The 16,943-nt window shown below is 56.6% G+C and carries 16 protein-coding genes; 2 read left to right on the top strand and 14 right to left on the bottom strand.

From position 1 onward, the window contains the following. Positions 1–2: 2 nt before the first annotated feature. The 7 genes from rplC to AC0V6N_RS03675 form a co-directional block, all read right to left on the bottom strand. Positions 3–818: a 50S ribosomal protein L3 gene (gene rplC / locus AC0V6N_RS03705; RefSeq protein WP_486170245.1), complete on the bottom strand. Its 816-nt coding sequence runs from the start codon at positions 816–818 to the stop codon at positions 3–5. A gap of 284 nt (positions 819–1,102) precedes the next feature. After that, positions 1,103–1,414, bottom strand: a complete 312-nt coding sequence (gene rpsJ, locus AC0V6N_RS03700; RefSeq protein WP_006831877.1) for a 30S ribosomal protein S10 — start codon at positions 1,412–1,414, stop codon at positions 1,103–1,105. Between the two features lie 306 nt (positions 1,415–1,720). Beyond that, positions 1,721–2,896 carry an elongation factor Tu gene (gene tuf / locus AC0V6N_RS03695; RefSeq protein ID WP_486170244.1) on the bottom strand — a complete coding sequence of 392 codons (1,176 nt, stop codon included), beginning with the start codon at positions 2,894–2,896 and terminating at the stop codon, positions 1,721–1,723. Between the two features lie 92 nt (positions 2,897–2,988). Next, a complete protein-coding gene (fusA, locus tag AC0V6N_RS03690) occupies positions 2,989–5,121 on the bottom strand; it encodes an elongation factor G (RefSeq protein WP_486170243.1) in 2,133 nt (710 codons plus the stop codon). A 111-nt stretch (positions 5,122–5,232) separates the two neighbouring features. Beyond that, positions 5,233–5,703, bottom strand: a complete 471-nt coding sequence (gene rpsG / locus AC0V6N_RS03685) for a 30S ribosomal protein S7 (RefSeq protein ID WP_486170242.1) — start codon at positions 5,701–5,703, stop codon at positions 5,233–5,235. Positions 5,704–5,822: 119 nt separating this feature from the next. After that, positions 5,823–6,194, bottom strand: coding sequence for a 30S ribosomal protein S12 (rpsL, locus tag AC0V6N_RS03680; RefSeq protein WP_007164630.1), 372 nt, complete (start codon positions 6,192–6,194; stop codon positions 5,823–5,825). 461 nt (positions 6,195–6,655) lie between these two features. Then, the gene (locus tag AC0V6N_RS03675) at positions 6,656–8,137 is read right to left on the bottom strand and encodes a KAP family P-loop NTPase fold protein (protein ID WP_486170241.1); all 1,482 of its coding nucleotides are present in this window, start codon (positions 8,135–8,137) and stop codon (positions 6,656–6,658) included. Between the two features lie 138 nt (positions 8,138–8,275). Between AC0V6N_RS03675 and AC0V6N_RS03670 the strand changes: the two genes are divergently transcribed. Next, on the top strand, positions 8,276–8,965 hold the full coding sequence (locus tag AC0V6N_RS03670; protein WP_486170240.1) for a hypothetical protein: 690 nt from the start codon (positions 8,276–8,278) through the stop codon (positions 8,963–8,965). Between the two features lie 109 nt (positions 8,966–9,074). Here the strand turns inward: AC0V6N_RS03670 and AC0V6N_RS03665 are convergent, their stop codons facing one another. The 6 genes from AC0V6N_RS03665 to AC0V6N_RS03640 all read right to left on the bottom strand — a co-directional run bounded on the left by AC0V6N_RS03665 (position 9,075) and on the right by AC0V6N_RS03640 (position 14,010). Then, positions 9,075–9,602 carry a GNAT family N-acetyltransferase gene (locus AC0V6N_RS03665; RefSeq protein ID WP_486170239.1) on the bottom strand — a complete coding sequence of 176 codons (528 nt, stop codon included), beginning with the start codon at positions 9,600–9,602 and terminating at the stop codon, positions 9,075–9,077. Between the two features lie 134 nt (positions 9,603–9,736). Continuing rightward, positions 9,737–10,525 (bottom strand): LysR family transcriptional regulator, encoded by a 789-nt coding sequence (locus tag AC0V6N_RS03660; protein ID WP_486170238.1) that lies wholly within the window; start codon positions 10,523–10,525, stop codon positions 9,737–9,739. A 183-nt stretch (positions 10,526–10,708) separates the two neighbouring features. Further along, complete coding sequence (apaG, locus tag AC0V6N_RS03655) at positions 10,709–11,122, bottom strand: Co2+/Mg2+ efflux protein ApaG (RefSeq protein WP_486170237.1); 414 nt, start codon at positions 11,120–11,122, stop codon at positions 10,709–10,711. Between the two features lie 124 nt (positions 11,123–11,246). Next, the gene (locus AC0V6N_RS03650) at positions 11,247–12,317 is read right to left on the bottom strand and encodes an Rv3169 family protein (RefSeq protein WP_486170236.1); all 1,071 of its coding nucleotides are present in this window, start codon (positions 12,315–12,317) and stop codon (positions 11,247–11,249) included. A gap of 1 nt (position 12,318) precedes the next feature. Then, positions 12,319–13,380, bottom strand: a complete 1,062-nt coding sequence (locus AC0V6N_RS03645) for a phosphotransferase family protein (protein WP_486170235.1) — start codon at positions 13,378–13,380, stop codon at positions 12,319–12,321. A 9-nt stretch (positions 13,381–13,389) separates the two neighbouring features. Then, positions 13,390–14,010 (bottom strand): DsbA family protein, encoded by a 621-nt coding sequence (locus tag AC0V6N_RS03640; protein ID WP_486170234.1) that lies wholly within the window; start codon positions 14,008–14,010, stop codon positions 13,390–13,392. Between the two features lie 145 nt (positions 14,011–14,155). Here AC0V6N_RS03640 and AC0V6N_RS03635 point away from each other — a divergent pair, with 145 nt between their 5' ends. Next, positions 14,156–14,818 carry a hypothetical protein gene (locus AC0V6N_RS03635; protein ID WP_486170233.1) on the top strand — a complete coding sequence of 221 codons (663 nt, stop codon included), beginning with the start codon at positions 14,156–14,158 and terminating at the stop codon, positions 14,816–14,818. Positions 14,819–14,839: 21 nt separating this feature from the next. Here the strand turns inward: AC0V6N_RS03635 and AC0V6N_RS03630 are convergent, their stop codons facing one another. Continuing rightward, complete coding sequence (locus AC0V6N_RS03630) at positions 14,840–16,378, bottom strand: SulP family inorganic anion transporter (RefSeq protein WP_486170232.1); 1,539 nt, start codon at positions 16,376–16,378, stop codon at positions 14,840–14,842. Positions 16,379–16,943 lie beyond the last annotated feature (565 nt).

Below are 16,943 nucleotides of genomic sequence, written 5' to 3'. Positions count from 1 at the left end.
GCTTAGTCCTCCTTCTTTTCTTCGCTGGTGGGAGCATCAGCTTCCACAGCGGGCGTTTCAGCAGGAGCGTCTGCAGCTGCTTCAACTGCGGTTTTTTCAACCGGAGTTTCCGCCACTGGCTCTTCGGTCACTGGAGACTTCACTTCGACGACAGCGCCGGGGAAAGGAAGACCTTCAGGCATCGACACTTTCACAGCGTCGCGAACCAGCAGCCAGCCATTCTTCGAACCAGGGACAGAACCCTTGATGAAGAGGAGACCGCGATCAGCATCCGTGCGGACAACTTCGAGGTTCATTTGGGTACGCTGGCGATCACCCATGTGACCGGCCATCTTCTTACCCTTAAACACGCGGCCCGGATCCTGACGGTTACCCGTCGAACCGTGCGAACGGTGAGAGATCGAAACACCGTGCGTGGCGCGAAGGCCACCAAAGCCCCAACGCTTCATGGCGCCGGCAAAGCCTTTACCCTGGGTGTGACCAGTGATGTCGACTTTTTGGCCTGCAACGAAGTGGTCTGCGCTGATCAGCGCACCAACAGGCATAAGGCCTTCTTCGTTTTCAACACGGAATTCAGCAACCCGGCGCTTCAGGCCAACGCCTGCTTTGCCGAAGTGCTCACGCTGTGGCTTTGCCACGTTCTTTTGTTTTGCTTCGCCTGCACCCAGTTGAACAGCAAAGTAGCCGTCATTGTCTGCGGTGCGGTGTGAAACGACCTGGCAATCTTCCAGGGCGAGCACGGTTACAGGCACGTGCCGTCCGTCCTCTTGGAAGAGGCGGGTCATCCCAACCTTTTTCGCGATCACGCCAGTGCGCATCGTCTTTACTCCTTACAGAGGCACCCAGAGGACCATCCCCAAGGTGCGTATTTGCCTTTCGGCCAACCCAAATTTTATCCTGAGCCCCGTCCGGGCTGATGCTCTTGCAGCCAGTTGGCCGTTTGAGCGAGACGGAGGACTCAGCCCGAGCCATCATGCCTCAAAAGAAGCGGCTCGGCGGTATCCAGATGTCTTGCTGATCCTGCTGGATCAACGGGGCCATCAGGGGCCCAAATTCTCGGGAGCGTTTAGCGTCCTTCCCGAAGGACGTGAAATCGTGTGGCTTAGGCCAGCTTGATTTCGACGTTCACGCCAGCTGCCAGATCGAGCTTCATGAGCGCGTCGACGGTCTGGGCGTTAGGCTGCACGATGTCGAGCAACCTTTTGTATGTGCGAACTTCGAACTGCTCACGTGACTTTTTGTCGATGTGAGGACCGCGGTTCACGGTGAACTTTTCAATGCGCGTCGGCATAGGAATGGGGCCACGGATAAGAGCACCCGTACGACGCGCCGTGTCAGCGATTTCGCCAGTTGCCTGGTCGAGAACGCGGTGGTCAAATGCCTTAAGGCGAATACGGATATTCTGTGCTTCCATTACCTACTACCGATGCGAAAGAGCCAAAGAGGTTTTTACGCCTCTCAAAAAGTAAAAGGCCCGCCCTGCCCCAGCACCGCTAGAATTCTAACTACGCCGGAATGGGAGGCCCCATGAATTTCGTTGCAAATGAGACGAATCTCGCTTGCGATGGCGCGCGTATATCAGAGCGTAGGATTCTGACAACCCCGAATGCCCTAGATTTTTGCGCGTCACGATGATGGTCCTGCCAAAACACACCCTCACATAAATTGAGGGCCGGCTCACTTTTGTGAACCGGCCCTCGAATTTCAAACCGTCAAAGGTTTAGGCAGTGATCTTAGCCACAACGCCTGAACCAACAGTACGGCCGCCTTCACGGATAGCGAAACGCAGACCTTCGTCCATAGCGATCGGTGCGATCAGCTTAACGTTGATGGTTACGTTGTCGCCAGGCATGACCATTTCAGTGCCTTCAGGAAGGATCACTTCGCCGGTCACGTCAGTTGTACGGAAGTAGAACTGTGGACGATAGTTGGCGAAGAATGGCGTGTGACGGCCACCTTCGTCTTTCGACAGAACGTAAACTTCTGCGCTGAACTCAGTGTGCGGGCTAACCGAACCAGGCTTACAAAGAACCTGACCACGCTCAACTTCTTCACGGCCAACGCCGCGGATGAGAGCGCCGATGTTGTCGCCTGCTTCGCCGCTGTCGAGCAGCTTACGGAACATTTCAACGCCGGTAACCGTCGTCTTAGTGGTGTCTTTGATGCCAACGATTTCAACTTCGTCGCCAACGTTCACGATGCCGGTTTCAACACGGCCGGTAACAACCGTACCACGACCAGAGATCGAGAACACGTCTTCGATCGGCATCAGGAAGTCTTTGTCAACGGGACGATCCGGCTGTGGGATGTTCGCGTCAACAGCTTCCATGAGCTCCTTGATCGAGTTCGCGCCGATTTCATCGTCACGACCTTCAAGAGCAGCCAGAGCCGAACCCTTAACGATTGCGATGTTGTCGCCGTCAAAACCATACTCGCTGAGAAGTTCACGAACTTCGAGTTCAACCAGTTCGAGGATTTCTTCGTCGTCGACCTGATCAACCTTGTTCATGTAAACAACCAGAGCAGGCACACCAACCTGACGTGCGAGCAGGATGTGCTCACGCGTTTGTGGCATTGGGCCGTCAGCTGCGTTCACAACCAGGATAGCGCCGTCCATCTGGGCAGCACCAGTGATCATGTTCTTCACGTAGTCAGCGTGACCTGGGCAATCGACGTGTGCGTAGTGACGCGCGTCGGTTTCGTACTCAACGTGTGCGGTTGAGATAGTGATGCCGCGCTCACGCTCTTCAGGAGCTTTGTCGATGTTTGCGAAATCGACAGCTGCGCCCAGAACTTTGGTGATCGCTGCGGTCAGCGTGGTTTTACCGTGGTCAACGTGACCGATGGTGCCGACGTTTACGTGCGGCTTATTACGCTCAAACTTTTCCTTCGCCATTTCTCGTATAACCTTCTTTTAAAATTTGAATGCTTCGCGGGAGAAAGGGCGGCCCGCTGAATCAGGCGCCGCCCCTAGCCTTGCTTGCTTGATTAAGCAAGCTTCTCCTTAACCTCTTGCGCCACTGCCTGCGGAACTTCGTCATAATGCGAGAACTGCATTGTGTACTGAGCGCGTCCTTGAGTGAACGAGCGCAGTTCGTTGACGTAGCCAAACATATTGGCAAGCGGGACAAATGCTTCAACGGCCTGAGCGTTACCACGGGTATCAGTACCCTGGATCTGCCCACGACGGCTGTTAAGATCGCCAATCACATCGCCGAGGTAATCCTCAGGAGTGACGACTTCCACCTTCATGACCGGCTCAAGCAGCTTGATACCGCCACGCTCTGCAGCTTCGCGCATGGCGCCCTTACCGCAGATTTCAAAGGCCACGGTGGACGAGTCAACATCGTGATACGCGCCATCGAATACGTGGATCGTGAAGTCGATGATCGGGAAGCCGATGAGATAGCCGCTATCGGCTTGCTCACGGATGCCCTTTTCAAGTGACGGGATATATTCCTTCGGAATGTTACCGCCCTTGATGCTGTCTTCGAACACGATGCCCTGACCACGCTCACCAGGGATGAACTTGGCTTTGGCACGCGCAAACTGACCGGTACCACCCGACTGTTTCTTATGCGTGTAGTCGACTTCGATCTCACGACCGAGCGATTCACGATAAGCAACCTGCGGCGCACCGACATTTGCCTCAACCTTGAATTCGCGCTTCATACGATCAACCAGGATGTCGAGGTGAAGTTCACCCATACCCTTAATGATGGTCTGACCGCTCTCGTGGTCGGTGGTGACGCGGAAGCTTGGATCTTCAGCCGCCAGACGATTGAGCGCAACGCCCATCTTTTCTTGGTCAGCTTTGGTCTTTGGCTCAACGGAAAGCTCGATCACGGGATCGGGGAATTCCATCCGCTCAAGAATAATCGGAGCGCTTGAAGCACAAAGGGTATCACCAGTGGTGGTTTCCTTCAGGCCAGCAATCGCGACGATGTCACCAGCAAACGCTTCATCAATGTCTTCACGCTCATTGGAGTGCATGAGGAGCATACGGCCGATCTTTTCCTTCTTGTCCTTCACCGAGTTCAGAACTGAACCCTTGGTGAGGTGACCGGAATAGATGCGGGTGAAGGTGAGCGAGCCGACAAACGGATCGTTCATGATCTTAAACGCAAGCGCTGCAAAAGGCTCGTCATCCGAAGATGGACGCGCAGCTTCTTCTTCGCTGCCTGGCAGAACGCCCTTAATGGCTTCCACGTCGAGCGGTGAAGGCATGTAGTCGATCACAGCGTCGAGCAGAGGCTGAACGCCCTTGTTCTTAAACGCCGAACCACACAGCACAGGCACGAAGCTCTGGTTGAGCGTACCCTTACGGATCAGAGCTTTGAGCGTATCAACGCTAGGTTCGTTGCCTTCGAGGTAGGCTTCCATCGCGTCATCATCTTGCTCAACAGCAAGTTCGATCAGCTTTTCACGGTATTCAGCAGCTTCATCAGCCATGTCGTCCGGGATCGGGCCGAATGCGTATTCAGCGCCTAGATCTTCGTTCTTCCATGTGATTGCACGCTGGTTCACCAGATCGACGAGACCGACAAGCGAGCTCTCGATACCGATCGGCAGATACAGAACGGCAGGTGTCGCACCCAGGCGATCGATGATCGACTGAACGCAATATTTAAAGTCTGCACCAGTGCGGTCCAATTTATTAATGAAGCACATCCGAGGTACGGAATATTTGTCAGCCTGACGCCAAACGGTCTCGGATTGCGGCTCAACACCAGCAACGCCATCAAAACATGCAACCGCGCCATCGAGAACGCGCAGCGAACGTTCAACTTCAATTGTGAAGTCAACGTGGCCGGGTGTGTCGATGATGTTGATGCGGTGCTTTGGAGTGTTTGCGCGCAGTTCTTTTGGATCGCCCATTGGATCCATTGACGGATCTTCAGGGTTCCAGAAACACGTGGTCGCAGCAGACGTGATCGTGATCCCGCGCTCCTGCTCCTGTTCCATCCAGTCCATCGTCGCAGCGCCATCATGCACTTCGCCGATTTTGTAGGACTTACCAGTGTAGTACAGAATACGCTCTGTCGTCGTAGTCTTACCAGCATCGATGTGCGCCATGATGCCGATATTGCGATAGCGCTCCAGCGGATATTCGCGGGCCATATGCAAGTTCCTTAAAATATGTGGGGGCCGCCTTTAACGGTCAGCGCCCCATATAGTTACGATTGTTACAAGCGAAAGACTTGAACCCCCGCCTGTCCACAATCCACGAGATTACCAGCGGTAATGCGAGAACGCGCGGTTCGCATCCGCCATGCGGTGCGTATCTTCACGCTTCTTCACAGCGTTACCACGGTTGTTCGCAGCATCCATCAGCTCACCGGAAAGGCGCGCTGACATAGTCGTTTCAGGACGACCACGAGCCGCACCGATCAACCAGCGAATGGCCAGCGCCTGGGCACGCTCAGGGCGAACCTCAACCGGCACCTGATAGGTCGCACCACCAACACGGCGGCTGCGAACTTCAACCTGCGGCTTCACATTGTTGAGCGCATCATGGAACAGCTGAACCGGATCAGCCTTGGCCTTCGCCTCAACCGCATCAAGAGCTGAGTACACGATACCTTCTGCAACGGCTTTCTTACCGTCGAGCATCAGGTTGTTCATGAACTTCGACAAAACCTGATCACCAAACTTGGGATCCGGCAAGATAACCCGCTTTTCGGGCCTACGACGACGTGACATTATTAGTCTCCTTCGGAGGCGGCTCCGGCCCGCTCAGCGCTATCGACCTTTTGGCCGACCACCCAAACGCCACCTCATTGGTAGCAGGGTGCCGCGAAGCATCCGAACCGCTCTAAATATTACTTCGGACGCTTGGCGCCGTACTTGGAACGGGACTGCTTGCGGTCCTTGACCCCTTGCGTATCGAGCACGCCGCGAAGGACGTGGTAGCGAACGCCGGGAAGGTCGCGAACACGGCCGCCGCGGATCAGCACAACAGAGTGCTCTTGCAGGTTGTGGCCTTCGCCCGGAATGTAGGAGATAACCTCACGCTGGTTCGTCAGGCGCACCTTGGCAACCTTACGAAGCGCAGAGTTCGGCTTCTTTGGCGTCGTTGTGTAAACGCGCGTGCAAACACCGCGCTTCTGCGGGTTCTGCTCCATTGCAGGGACCTTAGACTTGGCCTTCTGCGGAGTGCGGCCCTTGCGGACCAGCTGGTTGATAGTTGGCATATTTACTCACTTCGTTTGTTAGCGACCCTTCCGGGCGCAAAACCGGTTCCCACTTTTGCTGAAGGGATCGCGGCATACAGCCACAGACTTCAGCGCGAGTAGCAACCCGACTGGCGTTTCGAGAACCAAGATGAAGTGAAAGCAGTTTCGCGCATTTCCGGCTGTTCGTCCTGCCCAGCCAAAGGAAAAACCTTTCGCCAGCGGACGGGCCGCAATGCACGAGCCTGAAACGCTCCACCCGGTGCCCTAGCGCCGGATTACTTTGCCGCTCACTTGCCCATTAAAGGGTGAATGACCGCCAATGTTCAGCTCAAAATTCGAAGAAAGCGCTTAGCGTTGAAGCAAGAGCCGCCTTCGGATGGAGGGGCCGTTACGGGAATGCGGGAGGGAGGTCAACGTCAAACTTCATCGGCAGCGCCTTTGCTTGAAAGGCGATAGCAAGTGCCGACCAAAAACTCGGATCAGTCGAGTAGTTTATCCAAGAACTGCACTCGGCGCTTGTATTCTGTGATGCTCGACGGCGGCACAGTCCAAGATTGTGATGCCTCCCTAGCATCGCTCAGAACCTTATACTCTGAATTGAACACAAGGCGCAGATAGTGAGAACAATTACTATTATGATTTGGACCGTGCTGCGAGTGCATCAAGCTCTGACTCGCAAGTTTTCTCAGTTCATCATAGAGATTTGCAACGCTAACATCTCTGCCGCCGCCGTCGATCCAACCTCCGAAGCCAGTAAGCTTAGCGTCACGGAAGTCCATTTTCCCGACAGCGCTTTGGCCCTTTAGATTAGCCCAAATCTCGGGAACCAAACATGTTAACTCGATGTCACTCGGATGGTCCCAAAGTTCTGCGAAGAGAGCAATGAACCTCATTATCGCCTTGGCTTCACGCGTCGTAACCGACAAAGACTGAAAGAGAAGCGCCAGATAGGCAGGCATTCTTGCAGCATCATTGCTTGGTGAATTGCTGTCTGGTGGCCATCGAAAGGAACTTGGATCGATTCCAAGTTCGTCAATCTGCTGTGATATTAGCGACGCAAAGTCTCGGAGCTGGAGGTTGATCGCAAAGTCGTAAAAGCGGCGGAGATACTCATCGCTTTCAAAGTCTGCTCCATAGACTGCCCTGACGCTATTGCTTAGCTGTTCTCGATGCATGGCGAGGACAAAGACAACGCCAGGGACGTCGAAAAAGTGCTTAATCTCTTCGAGCACTTTGATTGCGTAGTCTGGACGACATCGATCCAACTCGTCAACAATCACGACCAGTGGGGCTTGTTGACCGCCATCACCTATGGACAATCCACCAATCAACTCAGCCATCGCAGATTTGAATACACGTCTCGACCGCTTCCGCTTTCTATAGTCGACCAGCATTGCCTTGGCATGCTGGTCAGCCAGCTCGGTCAATCGCTCTCCGATAGCCTCCGCCCCCGCCTGAGCGCCTTCTGAAATTGCAGTTGTCTCGCGAGACTGATCTTCTTCATCCTCGTTTAAATGCAGTCGCAGTTCATCTGCAACAACGTCGCCTACATACCTTGCTATCGCTTTCGAAAGCGCGCCACCGGCACCCTTGGCAAGAATTGGCAAAATGTTGCGCCGAGCTTTGTCGAGCTTCCGTATTGCGTCCTTTGCGGTTGGCTTTGCGAGATATGTGGCCAGAGCGTCTTCGATCGCAGCCATGATGGCAACACTAGGTTCGTTGTCTGCGTCGTCAGCCCAAGCATCAACTCTTGCTACTGGATTGGTGTCCTTCAGTGACGCCTCCAGCAAATCCAAGAAAAAGGACTTACCAACACCATATTCCGCATCCAAAGAAAGTACGAAAGACCGGTCCTTCCTAGCCCCTGACTGCCTTCTAATTAGGGAACAGACAAATTTGACTTCTTTCTCTCGGCTGAGAGTGTCCACCCTTGAGTGCTCGATAGCTTCTGCATTTTCCATAGACACGATCACTAACTGATTGATCTTTTTTTCGTAGTCGAAGGCATCGTCTATCTGTGGATTTAGGGTAAATCCTAGACGAACACTCGAAATCCAATTTTTCCTACACCCCAAAATTGTGCTCAATACTTGCGGGTCATGCCAAAACCACCCGTGCCCACTCGCAAAATCCCTCGTCAAGCCACTAGCCGCGTTGCCTTTGTGGCGGAGCCGCCTTCGCCGGATGATCCGCTGCTCGCCTTTGAGCCTTATCTGCACTCGCGACCGCGTTCGAACTCGATCACGCCTGATCTTCAGTGCGAATTTGTCGCGCATTTGGCGGCCACAGGAGTGGTCACCAGTGCGGCTCGGCATATCGGGCGCTCGATGGAGGCTCTCTACAAGCTGCGCCATATGACGGGGGCGGAGGGGTTTGCGCGCGCTTGGGATCGGGCGGTTCAGCTCGGCGTAGAGCGGTTGGAGGACACCGCCCTTGCCCGCGCTATCGAAGGGTCAGAGCGCAAGATCATTCGCGGCGGAGAGGTGGTGGCGACAGAGCGCTATCATAACGAGGCGCTGGTCATGTTCTTCCTGCGCAATCGGCTGGCGGATCGCTATGCGCCGTCGGCTCATCTGATGCCCGGCCACCCCGTCTATGAACGTATCCGAGCCGAGGTGGAGGCGGAGCGGATGGAGCAGGCGCGCAAGAATGTGACCGCGCAAGAAGTGCGCGCGAGCATCGACCGCAAGATCGAAGGCATCCGCCGGCAAGTGGAGTGGGAAAGGCAGCAGGCGAAGAATAACGGCCTTGGAGACGGGGATGGCAGCGCAGACCTAAGCGCAAGCTAGCTGCGTAATGGCGAGCACGGGCCGCAGGCCCGCAAGGGCAAGTGCCCGCCCGCAGCGCCTTTAGGCGCGAGGACATCGCACGCCGGATGGCGTGCGGAACACAATATCCTCAATCACTCTTCAACAACCCATACCAATACACATCGCACAGGCCGATATGGGTCTCATCATGCTCGCGAAGCAGCGCCTCGCGGGTGAAGCTGAGGGTTTCCAGCAGCTTAATCGAGGGGGCGTTGCGGGTGTCGACTTCTGCGGTGAGCTTGCGCGCGGCGGGGCGATCTCCCGATGCCTCCCACAGGTGAGCGATCAGGGCGCGGGAGCACTCGCCCGCAATCCCTTCGCGCTGGCGATGCTTGCACACGATATAGCCGATCTCGAAGATGTTCGCTGCGTGCCCCGGCACCGCGACCAGCCGCGCGACGACTTCACCTGACGCATCCACGGCAATCCAGCTCAGCCCCGGCCAATCCGGCTCGGCCAGCCAGTCCCAAAGCTCCTGTGCCGAGGCAAAACCCGGCCGTGTGAGATACCGGCACTGCTCTTCGTCAGAGAGCGTGGGGAACAAAGCAACCTCATCCCCGCGCTGCAAAGGGCGCATGGTGAACCGCTCGGTCGTGAGGATAGGTACTGGTGTCATAAGACACGCTGATACGCGAGGCGAAGCCGAGTGCAAGCCCGGGGTCGAAGGCGAAGCCGCAGACGGCCAAAGGCCACCTGCAAGGGCGCCCGCAGCGTCAGCGAGGATATCGCACCCCGGATGGAGTGCGCAAATCAAGACGTCAGGAAAGCGACGAGGGCTTTGACTTTCTTGGAGCGCCATTGCGGGACCGGGGCCACGAGCCAATAGGAACGCAGGCTCTCAACTGGGCCGTCGATGACCTTCAGCTCCCCGCGCTCAATCGCGCCCTCAACAAGCGACATCGGCAAGACGGTTTTGCCCATCCCTGCGAGCGCAGAGGACAAGGCCTGCCCCGGACTGCCCGCTTTGATGCAAGGGCGCGTGCCTTCGGGCAGAGCGGCTCCGGGCCAATCGATCCACGCCTCACGCGCGCCTTCGGCTTCCACCGTCACGCGCTGCGCGTCGGCCAGTTGCACGCCTTCCAGTTCACCCGGCCCATCCACCAGCCGGATCGCAAGGTCGAGGTTCGCCTCGGTAAAGTCCGCGCTCTCATCGGCGATGATCGAATAGACCACTCCGGGTGTGCCCGCTTGGAAAGTCGCAAGGCGCGGGGCGAGCCACTCGGCGTAAAATTCGCGCGGCGCGGCAATGGTGTAGCGGTCAGAGGCTTGGCCCGCCTGCATCGCGGCAACGCTCTCTTCAAACCGCAAGAACCCTTCACGCAAAGGGTCAAGCCCTGCGCAGCCCTCGGGTGTCAATTCCAGCCCTTTGGAGGTCCGGCGGAACAGGACCACGCCAAGGTGATCTTCCAAAGCGCGGATCTGCTGGCCGACCGCCGCAGGCGTCACCGCCAGCTCATCAGCGGCTCTGGTAAAGGAGAGGTGGCGCGCGGCAGCGTCATAGACGCGCAAGGCGTTCAAGGGGAGGTGCGTTCTTTTCACGAAAGGCGAATTAGTCGTGTGAGACCGGGATCGCAAGATAGATGCGAACGCCTGTCGCGAAACGAAACTTTCTTGGATGGAGCCGTAGCCACCCGCTACCTCCGCCCTTCCACCCGGATCATACTCCGGTGTGACAATCCGAGTGGAAGGGCGGAGGTAGCGGGTGGCCTGGAAATTCTGAAACTATGCTGAGCTTCGACCGTCAGCTGTTTCTGGGGCTGCCAATGGGAAGAATGGGATGCGCACTTCCAGTGGCGATCCATCCGCTTTGTCGAAGGTGTAGAACCCTTCCATTGATCCATGCGGTGTCGTCAGCGGGCAGCCAGAGACGTAATCGTGGCTTTCACCGGGAGTTAGTTTGGGCTGTTCACCGACCACGCCTTCGCCATCGACATGGTTCACCATCCCGCGCGCATCGGTAATCCGCCAGTGGCGCGTGCGCAGCTGAATATCCTCATGCGAGCCGTTTTCGATCCGGATGTGATACACCCAAAACCACTTGCCCGCCTCTGGATGCGATTGCTCCGGCAGGAAATTAACGGCCACCCGGACGGTGACACCTTCAGTAACGGCAGCGTGTTGGAACAGCTCTTTCATAGTTTTCCCAAGGTAGCGATTGTGCGCCCACCCACAAGAGCCTCAACGCGGTTAACGTGAACTGTATCCCCAAAGGAATGAATTGATTGGTTGCATTTTGAGCAATATCGCGCGCGTTGCAGGTCTAATAGTCTTCCAATCCCAGCGGCTCATAAGGGCCAAGGATCAATTGTTCGAAGACTCCGATGCCGTGACTGTCCCCGCCAACCCGGCAGATGATCTGGACGTGGCGATTGTCCATTTGGGCGGGGTCGAGCGTCGCGAGGTCATATTCCTCGCGCTCCGTCTTTGTACCGCCGTGATAGATGCCATGGCCCCAAACGGGATGGGTGTAGCCCAGCCCCTTCATCTGAAACCGGCTGATCGGCTCCAGAGTTAATTGGCTGGGTGCACCTTTGAGGTCCAGCGTGAGCGTGGCGCCCGATGGCCATCTTGTGCCTTCCTCTAATTCGCTCGTGAGTGTGCCCTCGCCTTCGACGATTTGCTCTTGCCCGGCCCCGTCCGCCGCCCATGCGGCTCGGGTGTTCCAGGCCTTGCCTTGCGCGTCAGCGTTAATGTGAAAGAACAGCGATCCGCTCTCTAGGTTGAGCGGGGTCCATTGCCAGAAAAATGCCGGCAGCGGGTGGCCCGGCATGGCTTGCTGATCACGCGCGCCGATGGGCCGCACGCCCCAACTGCGATCGCGCGTGCCAAGCGTGCCTGGTGCCATCTGCTCACGCGCGCCATCCAACGATATCCAGCCGGTATAGTGCCCGTTTTGGGTCATCCGCGAATAGTCCATGAAGGCGCGCGGCCCAAAGCGGTGGATGAAGCGCGGCTCTGCAATCGGGGCTGCGCGCGCATCAAACGTGAACTCACCCGCAATGCCGTCCGTTTCGTCAATCGTCACTCTGAGCTTTTGCAGCGGTTCGATCACCTCGATTGCAATGGGGCCGACGCGAAGGGTCATCCGCTCCATATTCAACTCAGTCGTCGCGTGGAGCGAATATTGCCTGCCATCGCGAATGAAACTGAAATGCGCGTCCATCACGTCGAGATGCGGATAGACACCGAATGCCAGCGCGAAGAAACCGCTGCCATCGGGCGCATAGCCATTGAAGAAATAGCGGTCATAGAAATTGCGATCCGTGCCTGAAAACGCGATGGGTTCAGGCGTTTGGTGGATCGGAAAATCGTCTGCTCGGCTTAGCACCATATCAGGTTCCCTCTTTAACCAGCTCAAGCGAATTGTGCTCCAATGCCAATGCGCAGGCCCCGCGCGCCATGGACAGGAAATTCGCATCGCCGCGCTCAGTCCGCTCAACAAAGGCAGCGCTGAAAATGGCCGTCATCACGCCGTGTAGCGCGCCAATGGCATATTCGCGGGCGATGTCTGTTCTGGTGAGGGTCACGCCATATTGGGCCATCTCTTTGCAATAGAGATCGAGCAGTTCATCCTCATGCGCGCGGCGTAGATCATCGCCTATGCCGGTTCCCATGAAATAGCCGATATCGGTCATCGCACGGCCAGCCACCAGGGTCTGCCAGTCGAGCACCGCAATGGCTTCTTTCCCGCCCTTTATGTCAAACAGCAAATTGTCGAGGCGGAAGTCTCCATGCACGACACATTGCGGCGGAGACAGGCGGGCAATGGATGTGTCTGGAAACGCGGCGATCCCTTTGCAGACTGCCATATATTCCGGCTCCAACGTGTCTGAGTACCGCTCCTGAAAAATGGCGTGTGCTTGAGGGTAAAGCGCATTGATCTGATCGACCACAGCATCGGGTGTGTGGAGCCAGTCGGTGTCCAAAATCTCTTGCTTCTCCCAGCTTGATCCATGCAATGCGGCCGCCTGTTTAATGCCCTCGCGCGCATCCTCTATCGAGCAACTCTCTAACTGATTACCGATCCGCGCAGGACCCAAGTCCTCGAATAGCAGAATGAACTTCTCGCCCGCCTCGTCAATCTGGGCGTGATGCGTGTGAGGCACTCTAACCCGCAGCTGCGTAGCGATCTGCTGGTAGAATTGAACCTCCTTCGCATAGAGGCCCATCATCGCCGCCGTTGCGCGACTTCTCTCGTTTTCGGCGGGAAATTTGGCAGCGAGCGTGCTAGTGGTGCCGTCCACATGGATGAGGTGAAAGCGCACGCTGTCGCCCACTTGGCCTGTACCGATAGGCTCCCAAGTGACCTGCGTTATCGAGCTGGCTGAACCGCCCAAGATGGTATTGAGCCACTCGGCGGAGACATCATCTGGATGCGAGGGAAAGTCGGCCACGGCGCGCCCTCACCCCTTCGCCAATTCCTCTTCAATCTGGTCGAGGCGCTCCTTGCCAAAGAACATTTCGGTGTCGCCGCCCTTTGGCCCTGTAAACATGGTCGGAATGCCAAATGCGCCGCGTTCCACCGCATGATCGGTGTTGGCGACAAGGCCCTGTTTCACTTCGTCGGTTTGAATGCGCGCGGAAAGATCGCCCGCGTCAAAGCCCCCCGCACTCAGAGCCGCGCCGAATGCGGCTTGATCTGTAAAATCGAGGCCCTGTTCCCAGATGGCGGGCAGCAGAGCTTCGACAAATTGCACGCCGCGCCCATCCTGATCAGCGGCATAAAGCATGCGCTGCAAAGTGATCGAGTTGAACGGGAATGCGGGGTGCATTTTCCATTTGGTGAGCTGATGCTTGGCAATAAAGCGCTGCATCTCCAGCATCGAATACTCGACCTTGCCCTTCACATCTTTGTCTCGGATCATCGGCGGCGCATTGCCCGTCAGGCGATGCATCCCACCGAGAAAAACCGGCGTCACATCCAGCTCAGCGCCTGTACGCTTCACAATCTCACGCAAAGGCCACCAGATCATGTAGGCGTTGGGGCTGACGAAATCGAAGATAAGCTCGACGCGGTTGGCCATGTGTATTCTCTCCCTCTTGCGTAGAAAAGTTGCACGACAAAACCGGATTGGCAAGCGTGCATCGAAGCCAATCGGCCGCGCGAAGGATGATGTAGGCCCTGGCCCTTAGCAGGCTTTTTTAACGTTGATCGGCTAAGTCGCGCGCATGGATGAAGACGAGATCACCCGCCGGCTCAAAATCAGCCCAACCGCTGAAACGGGCTGGCACAATCGCGAGAAGAACTCATTTCACGGAATTTCAACGCGCACGAACCTGCGTGCCTTCTCCGCTGGCGGGGTTAATCAGGACTTCCTCGACGAGATTTGCGAGCTAACCCAGCTGGAAACGCTCAGCTTGCTCTACCCTATGACCGCGACGTCTCTCGACGGGTTGGTCAAGATGCAGAGCATCAAAAATCTGCGCCTCGATTCCCCGCACAAAATCGAGGATTTCTCGCCGATTACCAAGCTCAAGAACCTCGAAGTTCTTGAAATCGAAAATGCGAAGCGTCTGTTCAATCTGGACTGGCTTGTGCCACTGAAGGATCGTCTCAGAAGGCTTAGCCTGGACGGTTCGATCCACACTTATCAGAAGCTGGAAAGCCTTGCCCCGCTGGAAGGCTTTGCCTTTGAAGAGTTGTCGCTGACTACGGTCAGCCTCAAGGACAAAGACCTCTCGCCTCTGATCAATTGTAGCAAGCTGAAGAGCCTTCGCTGTGCCAAGGCGGTTTCGACATTCGATGAATTCATGGCACTCGCTGATGCTCGGCCCGATATTGAGTGCGACTGGTTCCATCTAAAGAATTGGCCGGGCCGCAAGCAGCGCTAGAGGCCGATTGCCTCGCCGCTCTTAGTCAGCCCCCATCGGTGCTAGGCCCAGCTCAACGCCGGTCCGGTCTTCCAGAGCAAACTTATCGAACAGGTCTGCGCTCGCTGCGTTCAATCCGACAACGCGCGTATGGCGGCCATTGCGGCGCATGCGCTCGATGACTTTTTCAAGCGCTCCGATTGCACTGATGTCCCAGAAATGCGCTTTGGATACGTCGATCAAGACATTGTGTGCGGCGTCCTCATATTGGCTTTCCGGCCCCAACTGATCGATGAATTTGTCGACGCTGGCGAAGAAGATTTCGCCGGTTACGACATAGACCGCGCTATGCGGACGGCGCACGCGTTCGACCGTGAAGAGGTTGCGGACCTTGTTGGCAAAGAAGATGCCCGAGAGCAGCACGCCGATCAGCACGCCCAGCGCCAAATCATGCGTCCATACTACCACCACCACGGTCGCGACCATCACGACAGAGCTCGATGGCGGGTGGCGGCGTAGGTTCGGAATGGAGTTCCAACTGAACGTACCGATCGATACCATGATCATCACCGCAACGAGCGCTGGCATAGGCACTTGGCCAACATACGGCCCGAGCACGGTGAGCAGGAACAGCAGAAACGCGCCCGCGGTAAAGGTCGACAAGCGCCCTCGCCCGCCAGATGCAACGTTGATCACCGACTGGCCGATCATCGCGCAGCCGCCCATGCCGCCAAAGCAGGCAGCGACCACATTGGCGATGCCCTGGCCCGCGCTTTCACGCTGCTTGTTGCTTTCAGTATGCGTCATATCGTCGACGATTTGCGCGGTGAGCAAGCTTTCGAGCAGGCCCACGGCAGCCATTGTCGCCGAATAGGGCGCGATGATCCGCAGGGTTTCCCAAGTCAGCGGTACGTCCGGCAATGCGAAGGTCGGCAGGCCGTCTGGCAATTTGCCTTCCCCTGCCACATCATTGACCGGCAGGCCCCACCAGATCGTCGCCGCGGTTAGCAACACAATCGCCACCAGTGGACTTGGCACAACTTTGGTGATGCGCGGAAATCCGTAAATGATCGCAAGACCGGCTGCCACCATCACCCAGGTCCACGGGCCAACGCCCGCATTACCCGGCATAAGCTGCGGAATTTGGGCCATGAAAATCAGGATCGCGAGCGCGTTGACAAAGCCTGTGATGACGCTGCGACTGACAAACTGCATAAGAAGATCAAGCCGCAGAATGGCTGCGATCCCTTGGAAAACTCCCATCAGGATCGTTGCGGCAAACAGATATTCGACCCCGTGATCGCGCACCAATGGGATCACTACGACCGCCACGGCAGCGGTCGCGGCAGAGATCATTCCCGGACGCCCGCCGGTAAGCGCAATCACCATCGCAATCGCGACGCTGGCATACAGGCCAACACTGGGATCAACGCCCGCGATAAGCGCAAAGCCAATCGCCTCTGGGATAAGCGCGAGCGCGACCACGATGCCTGCAAGGATATCGGCGCGCGGCTGAGCCAGCCAGTCGCGCTTGAATGTCGCCGCAAACGAGCGGTCTTGGGTTGCAGCCACCATGGTCATTCTTTCGTGGGGGTGTGGAGAGAGGCCGCCCCCATAGGCTTGCATGATGCAGCGCACAATAGCGGTTAGGAACAGAGGCGTTAGTTTACACCGCGTTAATCGCGTTCTTGCGCGCCTTATTCAGAACTCAAATGTATCACGATGTATATCAGCGGTAATACGGGGGGTGAGCCGCGATAGCCCGCCTCCAAACCTTGATAGTCGTTTCAAACGACCCCGAGAGACCAGCGCCCCTAACACAGGCGACAAATCGACGGGTTGGATGTGCTTAAATGATCGGGGCGGTTCGCAAGCGCGAACTGCCCCGATTTTTGTATTCGAGGTCCGGTTCTAGGTGACGCTATCCGGGTTTGAGATGGCGGTTCTGGGGGTGGTTTGCTGACCGTCTATTTTTGCAGCGAACTCGCAAAAAGCAGACACGATTTTATCGTTTAGCCATTCGCTTCCATCTGCGTTGTCGATGAGCGTAGAAGGTTCTTGCGAAAAGGGCGACGAATGGTGTCAGCACGCCAGCTGAAACATCGACCCGATCAGTATAACGTGTTCCGTCCCCTTCGGATCGGAC

It is taken from the genome of Erythrobacter sp. S57(2025) (genome assembly GCF_057365055.1).
The sequence above is the reverse complement of the archived record's forward strand: the minus strand, read 5'-3'. Positions and strand labels throughout refer to the sequence as shown.

Bases quoted from the DNA above. Each gene is read 5' to 3' on its own strand.
- rplC (WP_486170245.1), bottom strand. From the start codon at position 818: ATGCGCACTGGCGTGATCGCGAAAAAGGTTGGGATGACCCGCCTCTTC.
- rpsJ (WP_006831877.1), bottom strand. From the start codon at position 1,414: ATGGAAGCACAGAATATCCGTATTCGCCTTAAGGCATTTGACCACCGC.
- AC0V6N_RS03650 (WP_486170236.1), bottom strand. From the start codon at position 12,317: ATGGTGCTAAGCCGAGCAGACGATTTTCCGATCCACCAAACGCCTGAA.
- rpsL (WP_007164630.1), bottom strand. From the start codon at position 6,194: ATGCCAACTATCAACCAGCTGGTCCGCAAGGGCCGCACTCCGCAGAAG.
- AC0V6N_RS03630 (WP_486170232.1), bottom strand. From the start codon at position 16,378: ATGACCATGGTGGCTGCAACCCAAGACCGCTCGTTTGCGGCGACATTC.
- apaG (WP_486170237.1), bottom strand. From the start codon at position 11,122: ATGAAAGAGCTGTTCCAACACGCTGCCGTTACTGAAGGTGTCACCGTC.
- AC0V6N_RS03675 (WP_486170241.1), bottom strand. From the start codon at position 8,137: ATGGAAAATGCAGAAGCTATCGAGCACTCAAGGGTGGACACTCTCAGC.
- AC0V6N_RS03635 (WP_486170233.1), top strand. From the start codon at position 14,156: ATGGATGAAGACGAGATCACCCGCCGGCTCAAAATCAGCCCAACCGCT.
- fusA (WP_486170243.1), bottom strand. From the start codon at position 5,121: ATGGCCCGCGAATATCCGCTGGAGCGCTATCGCAATATCGGCATCATG.
- AC0V6N_RS03665 (WP_486170239.1), bottom strand. From the start codon at position 9,602: ATGACACCAGTACCTATCCTCACGACCGAGCGGTTCACCATGCGCCCT.
- tuf (WP_486170244.1), bottom strand. From the start codon at position 2,896: ATGGCGAAGGAAAAGTTTGAGCGTAATAAGCCGCACGTAAACGTCGGC.
- AC0V6N_RS03670 (WP_486170240.1), top strand. From the start codon at position 8,276: ATGCCAAAACCACCCGTGCCCACTCGCAAAATCCCTCGTCAAGCCACT.
- AC0V6N_RS03640 (WP_486170234.1), bottom strand. From the start codon at position 14,010: ATGGCCAACCGCGTCGAGCTTATCTTCGATTTCGTCAGCCCCAACGCC.
- rpsG (WP_486170242.1), bottom strand. From the start codon at position 5,703: ATGTCACGTCGTCGTAGGCCCGAAAAGCGGGTTATCTTGCCGGATCCC.